At 31.7% G+C, this 15,287-nt stretch carries 9 protein-coding genes; 7 read left to right on the top strand and 2 right to left on the bottom strand.

Translation table 11 applies throughout. The annotated features are described in order from the left end of the window. Positions 1–3: 3 nt before the first annotated feature. The 7 genes from BZARG_RS11195 to BZARG_RS11170 all read left to right on the top strand — a co-directional run bounded on the left by BZARG_RS11195 (position 4) and on the right by BZARG_RS11170 (position 11,051). Positions 4–720 (top strand): hypothetical protein, encoded by a 717-nt coding sequence (locus tag BZARG_RS11195; RefSeq protein ID WP_008638475.1) that lies wholly within the window; start codon positions 4–6, stop codon positions 718–720. A gap of 376 nt (positions 721–1,096) precedes the next feature. Next, a complete protein-coding gene (locus BZARG_RS11190) occupies positions 1,097–3,118 on the top strand; it encodes a tetratricopeptide repeat-containing sensor histidine kinase (RefSeq protein WP_008638469.1) in 2,022 nt (673 codons plus the stop codon). An 89-nt stretch (positions 3,119–3,207) separates the two neighbouring features. Beyond that, complete coding sequence (locus BZARG_RS11185) at positions 3,208–3,843, top strand: response regulator transcription factor (RefSeq protein WP_008638474.1); 636 nt, start codon at positions 3,208–3,210, stop codon at positions 3,841–3,843. 119 nt (positions 3,844–3,962) lie between these two features. After that, entirely contained in the window at positions 3,963–6,794 is a 2,832-nt protein-coding gene (uvrA, locus tag BZARG_RS11180) for an excinuclease ABC subunit UvrA (protein WP_008638445.1), read from the top strand. A gap of 56 nt (positions 6,795–6,850) precedes the next feature. Next, entirely contained in the window at positions 6,851–7,021 is a 171-nt protein-coding gene (locus tag BZARG_RS15670; RefSeq protein ID WP_008638467.1) for a lmo0937 family membrane protein, read from the top strand. A gap of 213 nt (positions 7,022–7,234) precedes the next feature. Continuing rightward, a complete protein-coding gene (locus BZARG_RS11175) occupies positions 7,235–7,924 on the top strand; it encodes an LOG family protein (RefSeq protein ID WP_008638440.1) in 690 nt (229 codons plus the stop codon). Between the two features lie 364 nt (positions 7,925–8,288). Next, a complete protein-coding gene (locus BZARG_RS11170; protein ID WP_237702594.1) occupies positions 8,289–11,051 on the top strand; it encodes a gluzincin family metallopeptidase in 2,763 nt (920 codons plus the stop codon). Positions 11,052–11,827: 776 nt separating this feature from the next. Here the strand turns inward: BZARG_RS11170 and BZARG_RS11165 are convergent. Continuing rightward, positions 11,828–13,426 carry a hypothetical protein gene (locus BZARG_RS11165; protein WP_008638457.1) on the bottom strand — a complete coding sequence of 533 codons (1,599 nt, stop codon included), beginning with the start codon at positions 13,424–13,426 and terminating at the stop codon, positions 11,828–11,830. Positions 13,427–14,169: 743 nt separating this feature from the next. Further along, positions 14,170–15,069, bottom strand: a complete 900-nt coding sequence (locus tag BZARG_RS11155) for a hypothetical protein (protein WP_008638479.1) — start codon at positions 15,067–15,069, stop codon at positions 14,170–14,172. Between the last annotated feature and the right edge of the window lie 218 nt (positions 15,070–15,287).

The following is a 15,287-nucleotide window of genomic DNA, read 5'->3' as shown; positions in this document are numbered from 1 at the left end:
CTTATGAAAGCTAAAAAAATACTGAAAATAATTGCTGGCGTTATTATCTTTTTTACGTTGCCGAGTCTCATTTTTTTCGGATTTATATATTTCAAATACAACGAAGATCTACCTACTGGAATCGAAGGCCCTCAAGCCGATCTTCTCGCACAAAACATGCTGGAAGCTATAGATTATGAAGCGTATTTAGAAACAAATTATATCGAGTGGACTTTTAAAAACAGGCACCATTACAAATGGGAAAAAGCTAAAAACACCTGTGCCGTTCATTGGAAGAAATTTAAAGTAGATTTGAATTTAGATAATCCGCAGTTAAGCTCGGCTTACGCCAATAAAGTTCTTGTTACAGGCAGCAAAGCAGACGAACTTATTAAAACCGCTCAAGATTATTTTAATAATGATTCCTTTTGGTTAGTAGCACCATATAAAATATTTGATCCTGGAACGGAAAGACGTTTGGTTACTTTAGAAAACAATGAAGACGCTTTATTAGTTACCTACAAAAGCGGCGGCAGCACACCTGGCGATTCGTATTTATGGATAGTAGATACCGATAATAAGCCCGTAAAATTTAGAATGTGGGTCGATATTCTGCCTATTGGCGGACTGGAAGCATCTTGGAATGACTGGACGACTACTGACAGTGGTGCCATGCTTCCAATATTTCATGAAATGCTATTTTTAGGCATTAAAATGGATGGCATTATTGGAACGAAGTAAGTTTTGCTGCATGAATTTACAGCGGTAACTTAAAGCTATTCTCAATACTACTTCTCGTGTCTCAAAATCACGCTCACTGACGTTAAATTATATCATTTCGAGCTGAATATTGATCAACAGTTTACTGTTCTTCCTTTTTTAACATCACATTAAATACGGTTAAACTGCTAACTAACTTAAAGTGCATAATATTTTAGGTTTTTTTTAATTTATATTTTTCGTTCAAATCCACTTCAATTCATTAGAAGAAACGTGTTAAAAACATTACAATTATCACAGGGCCAGATTGGAGATCGTAAAAATAATTTATTTATATAACTTCCAAGTGCTTCATTTATACTTTAAAAGATATAGTTTTACCCAAACCAAAACCACCATGAGATTATATTTATTAATCCTTTTACTATTTGTCCCGATTATCTCAATTGCTCAAGACAAAGATTTAGAACAAAATAAGACCCTTAAAGAACTTAATAACAAACACGCCTCCGGTATTGATCGTTTACAGTTTTTAGATAGCTTGGCTAAAGAAATTCGCTACGATTCAACTTTCAATGCAGATTCTATTTTTCGTGAAACCATAAGCTATGCTCAAGCATTAGACTCCATTGATATGGCTGTAAAACATACTGTCAATTTTATAAATTACCTCAACTACGGTACTAATGATTACAAGGAAGCTAAAAAGATAATTAAAGGTACCTATCCGATCTTGTCAGAGATAACAAAGCCGAATATTATAGATGATTTTTATATTGAAGCTGCTTATGTTTACTCCGATTCACGGAATTTTGATGAAGCGATTAGACTTTTCGATAGTGCTTATGTTTATGCCGAAAAATATCAATCTAAATACATGGAGATATCGAAATTTGCAAAAGGCATAGCATATGTAAATACCGGCAATTTTGGAGACGCATCTATGACGCTTCAAGAAGCATCAAAAATGTTTCAAGCTAAAAATGACACGTTATACTGGTTATATACCAAAAGCTCTATTTCCATACTATATAGTAAAAATGGTTTTTTTGAAGAAGCTAAAAAAGAAAGAGATGAGCTAATAGAAATCGCCAAACACATACCATCATATCCAAACTTACACCTAATTTATTATAATAATGCTGCGGATGACAATAAAGTTAACAATCAAAAAAATCGTATTAAAAATTTAAAATATGCCGTAGCTCTAAATGATAAAGCAGAAAATAAAACCGATTATGAGTCACTTCTTAAATCAGGTTTAGCGGCTGCTTTAGCTGAAAACGACAGCTTAAAACAAGCCGAAGATTTAATTAAAGAACTTGAACTAACCGAAAAAAATATCACAGGTTTTAATAAACCTTTTTATTTAAATGCTAAAATGAGATTTGCATTTTCTGTAAAGGATTATCCAAACGCGCTTCGATATGGAATGGAAAATCATACGTTAAAAACTAAAGGTGATCAATATGAAGAAATTCAAGAAGCAGCGCTTTTTTTATCGGAAGTATACGAGCAAATTGGTGATAACGACAAAGCTTTTTTACATTATAAGAATTACACAAAAATCAAAGACTCGATTGGAAGCAGCATAAATACACGGGTTTTAGCTTACTATCAAACACTATATGAAACTGAAAAACGGGATTTAACCATTCAAAATCAAAATAGTAATATTGCTTTATTAGCCACTAAAAATAAAGTCAAAAATCAATGGTTATTGTTTGGCGGTTTAGGATTATTTTCTGTCTTCGGATTTGTAACCGTTGTTCGCTCGCGTAATTATGCAAAAAAGAAACAAGTACTACAGGAGGAGTTTACACAAAATATTATTAACGCCCAAGAACAAGAACGCACCCGTTTAGCTTTTGAATTACATGACTCTGTTGGGCAACAACTCATGCTACTAACGCGGAAGTTAAAAACGATTGACAATGAAGATTACGGTAATTTGGCTAATGACACTCTAGCTAATTTACGTTCTATTTCTCAAGGCTTATACCCTGCCGCTTTGGAACGTTTAGGCTTTACAGCCGCCATAGAAGATTTAGTAAATGAATTAGATGAAAGTACCGATGTATTCTTCTCTGCAGAAATTGAAAATACGGACAATCATATAAATAAAGATAAGGCTTTACACCTTTATAGAGTTGCCCAAGAAGCATTAAGTAACACCTTAAAACACGCCGAAGCGAAAGCCATTTTTATAAGCATTGAAAAGGTTTCAAATAACATTGTTATGACCATCAAAGATAATGGGAAAGGCTTTGACTACTCCAAGGCCTTGACGACTTCCAAAAGTTTAGGTATGAAATCTCTTATGGAGCGCTGCAAAATAATTAAAGCTCAATTAGAAGTAGAATCTAGCATAGGCAAAGGCACACAAATTATTATAAAACTACCAATTGAAGCCAGCTAAACGTTTTATATTTAATTATTGAAATTTATAAATCTGTGCAATAAAGTCGTATTTTCACTACGAAATCAACATCTTTTATTAAAATCATCATGGCTAAAACCAACATTACTATAGTTATTGCCGAAGATCATCCTATTATGCTTAAAGGTTTAAAGCAAGAACTAGAACAAGCAGGTTACTCTATTATCGGCACAGCAGTAAACGGCAAAGAAGCTGTTGAAACGATTAAAAATTTAAAACCTCAAATTGCACTTTTAGACATTGAAATGCCCTTTTTAACGGGATTTGAAGTGATGACGGCATGTAAAGAAAACAAAGATTTACAGACACGATTTGTTGTAATGACCTATCACAAGCAAAAAAACTTTGTAGCGCAAGCAAAAAAACTAGGAGTTCATGGTTACCTATTGAAAGAAGATAGTATGGAGGAAATAAAAAAATGTATAGCTACCGTTATGGCAAATGGTATACATTTCAGTCGTTCTTTTTCCGATAATTTTGAAACAAACGTTGAAAACGAACTAAAAAAATTCGCTTTATTGACACCTTCTGAACGTAAAATTGTAGAGTTAATTGCTACTGGTAAAACCTCTAACGAAATTAGCGACATGTTATGTGTTTCCCCAAGAACTATACAAAAACACAGAACTAATATCATAGAAAAACTACGATTAGATCCTACGCCAGACAGTTTAATTTTATGGGCTAAGGAATATAAAGAGTAATTAAACACGAAGTCTTCTTCTTTTATTTAACAAAACTCTAAATATCAACTACTTTATTTTTAATGGCATAATCTGTACCTTTGCAAATTGGTCTGTAAATCGGACCAAATTGCTATGCTATGAGTAAATTTGAAAATACAATTGAGGTTCAAGGCGCCCGCGTTCACAATCTAAAAAACATAGACGTTTCCATTCCTCGAGATAAACTGGTCGTTATTACAGGATTGTCTGGTAGCGGTAAATCTTCATTGGCTTTTGATACCATTTATGCTGAAGGACAACGTCGCTATATTGAAACATTTTCGGCTTATGCACGTCAGTTTTTAGGCGGATTAGAACGTCCAGATGTTGATAAAATTGATGGACTTTCGCCAGTTATTGCAATCGAGCAAAAAACAACAAGTAAATCGCCAAGATCTACTGTTGGAACCATCACCGAAATTTATGATTTTTTACGTTTATTATTCGCACGTGCCAGTGATGCTTACAGTTATAATACGGGTGAACAAATGGTTAGTTATAATGACGAGCAAATTAAAGACCTCATTACCGAAACTTTTAATGGCAAACGTATTAATATTTTGGCGCCTGTTGTTCGTTCCAGAAAAGGACATTATCGTGAATTATTTGAACAAATAGGCAAACAAGGTTTTGTAAAAGTCCGTACCGATGGCGAAATCCGCGATATTGTAAAAGGGATGAAACTGGATCGTTATAAAAATCACGATATTGAAATTGTTATTGATCGTCTTAAAATTGATTCAAGCGCAGATAATGATAAACGTTTAAGTGAAACCATCAATACGGCCATGTATCATGGTGAAGATGTGCTGATGGTTATCGATCAAGACACACAGGAAGCACGTTATTTTAGTCGAAATTTAATGTGTCCTAGTTCGGGCATCTCCTACCCCAATCCAGAACCTAATAATTTTTCATTCAACTCACCAAAAGGCGCCTGTCCCACTTGTAACGGCATTGGCACCTTATATAAAGTGAATGAGAAGAAAATAATCCCAGACGACTCTATATCCATAAAAGCGGGTGCATTAGCACCGCATGGTCCGCAGAAAAACTCCTGGATTTTTAAACAATTTGAAACAATAGCCCAGCGCTATAATTTCTCATTAAATGATGCTTACAAGAGTATACCGGATGCTGCTAAGCAAATGATTTTATACGGCGGTAATGAAAAGTTTGAAATCGAAAATAAAACATTAGGCGTTACAAGAAACTATAAAATTGATTTTGAAGGTGTCGCTAATTTTATAGAAAACCAGTATAATACAGCCGAAACTGCCTCTTTAAAACGTTGGGCTAAAGATTATATGGATAAAGTAATGTGTAGCACTTGTAACGGTGCTCGCTTGCGTAAAGAGTCCCTTTATTTTAAGGTCAACAATTTAAATATAGCCGAATTAGCCAATAAGGATATTGTCGATTTATCAGTTTGGTTTAAAGATTTACCCAACCACCTTTCGAAAAAGCAACTTAAAATTTCTGAAGAAATCGTTAAAGAAATTTCAACACGAACGCAGTTTTTATTAGATGTTGGATTGAATTATTTATCCTTAAATAGAGGATCAAAATCTCTTTCTGGTGGTGAAGCACAGCGGATACGTTTGGCAACCCAAATTGGTTCACAATTAGTAGGTGTTTTATATATTTTAGATGAACCGAGCATTGGTCTGCACCAACGGGATAACGAAAAACTAATTAAATCATTGGTGGCTTTACGTGATATTGGGAACTCTATTATTGTGGTAGAACACGATAAGGATATGATAGAAAGCGCCGATTATGTTATTGATATAGGTCCAAAAGCAGGAAAATACGGTGGAGAAATCATCAGCATTGGTACACCTGCCGAACTTAAAACGCACAACACACTTACTGCCGATTATTTAAACGGTAAAAAGGAAATTGAAGTTCCTGAAAAACGACGTGAAGGCAATGGTAAAATCTTATCTCTTAAAGGGTGTACAGGTAATAATTTAAAAAATGTATCTATAGATATTCCATTAGGGAAAATGATTGGCGTAACCGGTGTTTCTGGTAGTGGAAAATCGACGTTAATTAACGAAACGCTCTACCCGATTATGAATGCTTATTATTTTAATGGCGTAAAAAAACCTATGCCTTATAAGAGCATTAAAGGTTTGGAGCATCTTGATAAAGTAATTGATGTTAACCAATCGCCAATTGGCAGAACGCCGCGAAGTAATCCTGCAACTTATACCGGCCTTTTTAGTGAAGTTAGAAGTCTTTTTGCTAAAATTCCAGAAGCTATGATTCGCGGATATAAGCCAGGACGTTTTAGTTTTAACGTAAAAGGTGGTCGATGCGAAACTTGCCAAGGTGGAGGTTTACGCGTTATAGAAATGAATTTCCTTCCAGACGTTTATGTGGAGTGTGAAACCTGTCAAGGAAAACGCTTTAACCGTGAAACTTTAGAAATTCGTTATAAAGGAAAATCTATTAGTGATGTGCTGAATATGACCATTAATGAAGCGGTTAACTTTTTTGAACACATTCCTAAAATTTATAGAAAAGTAAAAACAATTCAGGATGTTGGTTTAGGTTATATAACGCTTGGTCAGCAAAGTACGACGCTATCTGGTGGTGAAGCCCAACGAATTAAACTAGCTACAGAATTAAGCAAACGTGATACTGGAAATACGTTTTATATTCTGGATGAACCTACCACAGGTTTACATTTTGAAGACATTCGAGTTCTGATGGAGGTTTTAAACGAATTAGTTAATAAAGGGAATACGGTATTAATTATTGAACACAATTTAGATGTTATCAAAACAGTAGACTATATAATTGATGTAGGTTATGAAGGCGGTAAAGGTGGCGGCCAAATTATAGCCAAAGGGACTCCTGAAGAAATAATTAAAAACAAAAAGAGCTACACGGCTCAATTCTTAAAAAAAGAGTTAAAATAATATACTATTCATAAATATTTAGTAGATTAGTACCATAACCCTTAAAAACCAAAAATATGAGAAGCTTACTTTGGCTAGTCGCCGTTATTTGTATAGTAATATGGCTATTAGGATTTTTAGGCGTTGTTCCCGGTATGGAAACAAACAACTTAATCCACATTTTATTAGTTATCGCCGTAATTGTAATATTGTACAATCTTATTTCAGGCCGAGGTCCTTTGAAATAGTTTAAAAATTAAAATATTTAATGAAAGGCAAATCATTTTGGTTTGTCTTTTTTTTGTGACCTTTAAAAAATAGTTTTAGAAAGAAAACATCAATTCGGAAAAGGGAATTCATTTACATAAAGCGTGCAAAATGTATTTAATTCTCTTAAATTTGTTTCTGGATTAATATTCCCTTCAGATTGCAAAACATAACATAAAACATTTATATAAAATATGAGAAAAGAACAACACCACAAACGTTGGAATGAAGTAAAAACTAACGATTCTTGGGCCATTTTTAAAATCATGGGCGAATTTGTTAATGGTTACGAGAAATTAAGTAAAATTGGCCCTTGCGTTTCCATATTTGGTTCTGCACGTACCAAGCCAGATCATAAAAATTATAAGTTAGCAGAAGAAATAGCCTCCAAAATTGTAGAGCACGGTTACGGCGTTATTACTGGTGGCGGACCGGGTATTATGGAAGCCGGAAATAAAGGCGCACATATTGCTGGAGGAACATCCGTTGGGCTAAATATTGATTTACCTTTTGAGCAACATGATAACCCGTATATCGATTCCGACAAAAGTTTGGATTTCGATTATTTCTTTGTACGAAAAGTTATGTTTGTTAAGTACTCTCAAGGATTTGTTGTTATGCCTGGTGGTTTTGGAACCTTGGATGAGTTATTTGAAGCTATTACCTTAATTCAAACTAATAAAATTGAGAAATTCCCTATTATTTTAGTAGGAACCGAATTTTGGTCTGGCCTAATAGATTGGATTAGAACAACTTTATTAGATGGTTTTGAAAATATTAGTGCTAACGATTTAGATTTAATTCACCTTGTTGATACAGCAGATGAAGTAATTCCAATTCTAGACAGCTTCTATAAAAACTCAAATTTAAGCCCTAATTTCTAGATATAGAATCCATTTACACTTATTGACATTAAGTGAAAACGATTTTCTATTGCTTTCAATTAAATAACAAAAGGGTTCCTTTAATAGAAATTATTGGAATCCTTTATTTTGAATAAAAAAAATGTAAATTCCTTATCAAAAGAACGTTAGTAAATAAATAGAAAGTTTATCTTTTCATTATAAAAGCTATCAATAAAAAACTGCAGTTATAACAATTTCGTATACATAGTATAAAACCTTTTTATAAACTCCAAAACACCCAGTTGAACCATTAAAGTTTAAAAATACATTGAGAATACAGCATCTATTAAGTTTCATCCTTTTTGCTTTTAGCAGTGTTGTTTGTAGCCAAAACGCTATAAACGTGAAAGCGACTTTTAACGTGGACAAAAACCAAATAGATATCTCTCAAGATATTACCTACTACAATACAAGTAACGATACAATTAAAACCATATTTTTAAACGACTGGAGCAATAGTTTTTCTACAAAAAGCACACCTTTAGCAAAGCGTTTCTCCGAAGAATTTAAAACCGAATTTCATTTTGCTAAAAGCGAAGATCGCGGATATTCAGTTATTACTTCCATTCATCAAAATTCAACTGAACTGAATTTTGATCGTGTAAAAAATAATATAGACGTGGTAAAAGTGGAATTAGAATCGCCATTATTACCAAATGACTCCTACACTATTCACTTAAATTATATTGTTCAAGTTCCACATGATAAATTCACACGTTATGGTGTAACATCAACCGGCGACTATAATTTACGTTATTGGTACATCACGCCGGCAGTTTATAATGGCGCTTGGCAATACAGTAGCAACAAGGATTTGGACGATATGTTTATACCAGCATCTAATATAAGACTGGAAATTGAATGTCCTTTAAACTATCATATCACATCGGAATTAAATCAAATTGATTATAATCAGATTAATGACCATAAAATCGTTGTTTTATCAGGTGAAAACCGCCTTAATTCTAAATTAATGTTAACAAAACAATCGGAATATCGCGAAATTGAAACGGATTACTTTACCATTAGTTCTAATGTAGACGATGAAGACATAAACCCTATTGGTAAAGCAATGATTACGGATAATATAGCCCGGTTTTTAAATACTAATCTAGGTAAATACCCTCATAAAAGGCTACTAATCACCGATATTGATTATCGTAAAAGTCCTATCTATGGTTTAAACTTATTGCCTAGTTTTATTAGGCCATTTCCAGATCATTTCCAATATGAGTTTAAAATATTAAAAACAGGTCTTCGTAATTATTTAGAGAATGTTCTTCTTATAAACCCAAGAACAGATCAATGGCTTTTAGACGGTATTCAAACCTACTATTTAATGAAATATGTAGATGAATTTTATCCCAAAATGAAACTTACTGGCAGCTTTTCTAATATTTGGGGATTAAAATCTTTTCACACCACGCAACTTGATTTTAATGCGCAATACGGTTTTTTATACATGCATATGGCACGACAAAACATCGATCAGCCTATAAATATGTCTAAAGATTCGCTTTTAAAATTCAATGAAAATATTGCCAATAAATACAAATCCGGTGTTGGATTAAAATATTTAAACGATTATTTAGGAAATGATTTGGTAGAATCTACGCTTTTAGACTTTTTAAATATCTTTAGAAACAAAGAGGCTAATACTGAAAATTTTGAACGTTTTATAACAACAAAAACGGATAAAAATTTAGATTGGTTTTTCTCTGACTTCTTAAAAACAAAAAAATACATTGATTATACCATTAGTAAAGTCGTTCGTGAAAATGATTCCATTCGGGTAACTATTAAAAACAATAGTAATATCAATGTGCCTATTTCTCTGTTCTCTTTTACCGATAAAACCATCACTTCTAAAATTTGGATAGAGAGCATAACCGATTCTCTAACCGTTACGATTCCAGATACAGAAACGACCAGAGTGGTATTAAATCACGATCAAATCGTACCAGAATTCAATGTGCGTAATAATACCAAAACATTAACAAAATCACTTTTTAATAGACCTCTTCAGCTTCGTTTAATTAAGGATATAGAAGATCCCGATTACAACCAAGTATTTCTGATGCCTATTATAGAGTTTAATAATATTTATGATGGTATTGTGTTGGGTATAAAAGCTTATAATAAAACCGTTTTAAGCAAACCGTTTTATTATAAAATAGCACCTCAATATGGTTTAAAGTCTGAATCGCTTACAGGATCTATTTCACTTAATTATAGAAAATATATTGATGATACTTCAGATTTATTTAGCGTTACCTATGGACTTGGCGCTAGTTATCAAAGTTATTCTGATAATTTGTTTGTAACAAAATTTACTCCTGCCGTTAGATTGTCATTTCGCGATAAAAACAATTTACGCTCAAACGAAAGGCACTATATCCATTTACGATATATTGATATTAATCGGGATTCTGATCCAAATGCGTTGTTAACCTCTGAAACTAACCAGCCAGATTATGGCGTTTTTAACTTGCGATATAATCATATAAATAAAGATTTAGTGAATTATTCTTCCTGGTTTGCCGATGTTCAGCTATCTAAAAAGTTTGGAAAAGTTGCCTTGAATTACGAATACAGAAAGCTATCTAAAAATAACCGTCAATACAATTTACGCTTCTTTGCTGGCGCATTTTTGTATAATAAAACCTACAGAGATTCCGATTATTTCAGTTTTGCGCTAGACAGACCAACCGATTATTTATTTGATTATAACTATTACGGTCGCTCTGAAAGTGATGGTTTATTTAGTCAGCAGTTAATTATTGCTGAAGGCGGTTTTAAATCGCAATTAGAGCCGAGCTTTGCCAACCATTGGATTACCACAGTAAACGGTAGCATGACCATCTGGAAATACATTATGGCTTATGGTGATATTGGTTTAGTAAAAAATCACGAAGAAAGTGCTAAAGTTGTTTATGATACCGGTGTTCGCGTGAGCCTTGTGGACGATTATTTTGAGTTGTATTTTCCGGTGTATTCCAATCTAGGATGGGAAGTGGCGCAACCTCAATATGCCGAGAAAATAAGATTTATTGTGACATTAGATTTTGGTACGTTACTCGGTTTATTTACACGTCGTTGGTATTAAGTTTAATTAACTGTCATCTATTCAAGATTATTTTACACTGATAAAAAAGTTCTATTAATCTTAATTCTTTCTACAATCAACCCTAACTGGGCATATAATATTAGATAATCAAATTCACATCTTGGCTTTTAATCTAAACATCTACAACGCTTTAGATTAAAACAGTAAAAATAGTTGTAGTAAACTGGCTGAAATTATACTTCTAATTAATTGTCATAAAAAAGCGCTTGTATTTAAATAGAAAAGAGAACCCTAAAGTCTGTTATTTTTTATCAAAATTACTGTTATAAAACTTTGGATTGGGTTCTAAAAGTAGCGCAACACCTTGTCCTGTAGTGTTATTCCCACTTTAACCAATCCATAATTTCAAATATTAATTTCTTTATATTTTAATAAACCGTGAGCTAGATTGGATACGCAAAAAATTGGTGACTTTTTATAGGCTGGTACCTTCGGGAAAACAGAAGATGCAGTTCTTTCTACTTAGTAAAGAACACATAATGATTTTTATTCCAGTATAGAATACATCCAAAAAAGCTTCGTTAAGATTTTCTAAATCTACTTCAATACCTAAACTACTTAACCTAATCAACTCAATACTTCGCTTAAACCTAACAGTATAAATTCTGCTCGTGTAGCTTCATTTAACGCAAAAAGTTCCTGGATACTTATTGTTTTTTTAATGTTGGTGAATAAATTTCAAACACTTTGGGCTACAAACTTTTGCATTGGATTATTTGCAATGTAGAAAATTTATTTACAATTAGTATAAAATATTATTCCCTTTCAATCTTCCCTTTTTCCAGAAGACTTTTAAAAGAGTCCATGTCAAAAGCTTTAGGAACAGCATTAAATATAACATTGTTGTTTTCATCCAAGATTATATGACGAGGAAGTTCAATCATATGGTTATCTCTAATTATAAATTTAAAATATTTGAGCATTTCTGATTCCGATTTTTTGCCTAAAATTTTATAATTTGACAACCCACTCATAACATCTTTAAGCATAATCATATCTTTATGCCATTGTTCCGTTTCCGTCAAAGAAATATAAATCCATTCCGTATTATCATTATCCATCTGCAATTGCAGATTTCTCGTCTTTAAAATATCTCCAACGCAGCGTTCACAGTTTTTATACAATTTGTCTTCTTTTATCCAAAACACAATAAATTTCGAACGTTCACTACTTTGAAGTAAAGACTTAAATTGAATGGTATCACCTTGAATCGTAAGTAATTTTTCTTGTAAAATTTCATCGGGCATTTTAAAATTATATAATTTTAATTCTTCTTCTATTTCCTTAACCGCAGCGGTATAAGATGGCTCTGATTTCTGATTTAAATATTTTTCAATTTCCGTTATGAAATGTAAATTTGTAATTTTATCTTGTCCAAAACCTTTCTGAAAATAATCGAGATAAACTTTAGCTCTAGCAAATCGTGCGATTTTACCTTCTAAATTATTATTAATATAATTTAATTCCGTATCAAAGTTTACCTGATTATAATACACATATTCTTGTTGTGTAAAATAGTGTCGAATGTATAATGTTAGACTACGTTTAAAGTAATCGTTATTTATTAAATCTACTCTTTTAAAGTCATTGATCTCAACATCCCCGAAATAATCTTTTAAAATCAGAAAATTTTCTTCAAGATTTTCACTCTGATTTTCAAATTCAGTAATTAATCCCTCCAAATTATTAATGTAGGCATTTGGCAAATCGCTATTTATAGAGCGCGGAGCTATTAGATTGTAAAGATATTCGAATTTAATTTCAGCTCTAACCTGATTAATAAATTGCTTTGAAACCTTATGACTTTTGATATATCTTTCAAAAAAATTATTTCTTTTTTGAAAGAGCTCGGTACTTTTTCTCTTATAATCCTTAAAACTACCTTTATATCCAATCAAACTCCATTGATTATCTAAACTATCCAGTTCTTGATAGAAATTATAATGGTCAGCATTTAATCCATTGAATATTAATTTCTCGTTTTTTATCACCAAATTAATACTGTCTCCTGGTGTCACAAAGACTTTAGGCTTGTGAAATTTATTTCCAAACAACATCATTTCCATTATTTTTGGATTTTCAACTGAATCTAAAGAAATTCCAATAATGTTATCCTTATGATCTACATGTAGTCCATGCGGTTTATCACCGTTAAAATTAGAATAATCTATAATGTTTACATATTTAAATGCCTTTGGATCATCCGTTTCTCCCGAAATATAAACAGACTTAACTTCCCTTTTTGGGCTATTAATAGAGTCTGGAGTTTTAATTTTAACATTGGTGTGTTCGGTTTTTTGTTTGCAATTGAATAATAATAATAATATTCCAAAAAGCAAATTTATTATTCTCATTTAGTTAGACTTTAAAATATAAATAAAAAGCAAAGATGGGTGCCATTTCTAACACCCAAAAAATCAGTAAAAAAAATAAATTTATTAGTTTCCAAATTGAAACCAGGAACCGGAATATCCTCCTTGGTTCCTACATGCTTGCGATCCAGTAGTCGAACTATTATCTGGACAACTAGTAATCCATACACCACTATTGCATCTAAGACTAAAATTACCTTCCAGGAGTTTGCCTCCAACAATTGATTTTTGTGCCTCTTTATTTAAAGGGGTTCCAAAATTTAATGAATTTCTCATAATATAAAATTTATAATTAATTTAATGTGAACATTTTAAGACACTCACAGTTTGTGTCTACTCCTCGCGAGAGAATATTATTAAATAAAATACAGAGCCTTTTAATTCAGGTTCTGTTATTTAAGTATATAGTTTTTCTAAATTTTGTATACCTTTAGCTACTTCATTAAAGTTACCAGAAAGCTCTTCAGTAAAATATAAATTTGTAATTTGAATGCAGGCTGTGATGATTATCGGGTGATAATCAAGAATTGAAACATTATAAACCTTACTCATAAGCCTGTTTATCAAGACTATAAATTTAATAATCTATATGTTAGCAATACGGTAAAATTATAATTATTCGATAAACAGCAAGTTGCTATACAGCTAATAATAATTCTGTCAGGAAAATAGGCTTGATACGGTATTTAATAATACTTGTTGATTATTGTTGATTATTTCAGATTTTAGTACTTAATTTCAATACCAAAATTGAAAATAAATCTTGGTGTTGGTACAGTTTTATCTATCCAATCTTTAAAAATAGTATCTTTTATTCTAGATAATCTATCCCAGGAATATATTCTATCATAAGTTATATATTTACTCGTCTTTTTATTTATTATTGCTTTAAATGATGGAGATTGACCACTTAAAATATTGAAATTTTCAAGCTCAAACAAATTTAAACTTTCAACAGCAACAAAAACTCCCTCTTTAGGAAACTCTATATCAAAATCACTAATATCAATATGAACGAAACTAGCTTTTCTGTTTTTATTTTGAGAAGCTAAAATGCTTTCAGTTAATATTTTTTTATCAGGTAGTTTAGTGCTTTTATTTATAGTATATAGATTAACTCTAAAAGGAATGGCATACTTTTTTGATACATCCATTTCATCCCCAACCTCTATAATTATACTATTAATAATAGAGCGTTTATTTATATCATTTGGTATATAGGTTGAGTATACAGAGTTTTTATTGACAATATAACTTTTCTTTCTACTAAATCTGTAATCATCACTAGGTAATAGTATTTTTATCCTTTTTTTGTTAGTTATTACAACCTCATCTAATATATTAATATCTTCTTCAAGATATATTACGAAATTATCGATTAGGACTCTGTAAGAAAACATTTTAGCCCTAAATGATAAATGAGTAATTTGGATATTTTTATACTTTCCATAAATATTAAAAGACCCATTTACATCAGAAATAGCTTCTAATCTGCTATCAACTGATATATAAGCATTTTCAATAGGCAAAGAATCTAAAACATTTAATACCATAAATTGCCTGACCTCTTGAGTGTAAATATTAAGAGTAGTTAAGAGAAATATTGTTGTTAAATACTTTTTCATAATAAATTTTACTCATGACTTTAAGTATTACTAAAGCCTGGATATACTAATTTAGTGGGCAGTACAAGTTAAGCATAAAGACTTATATTTAACTTATGAAACAAGAGCGAAAGAAATATGATGAAGCTTTTAAACGACAATCTGTAGAATTAAGTAAGAACAGGAAAAACTTATCAGAACGAGCAAGAGAACTAGGTATTAAGGTTACTCTTTTATGC

It is taken from the genome of Bizionia argentinensis JUB59, assembly GCF_000224335.1.
GTDB lineage: Bacteria > Bacteroidota > Bacteroidia > Flavobacteriales > Flavobacteriaceae > Algorimicrobium > Algorimicrobium argentinense.
The sequence above is the reverse complement of the archived record's forward strand: the minus strand, read 5'-3'. Positions and strand labels throughout refer to the sequence as shown.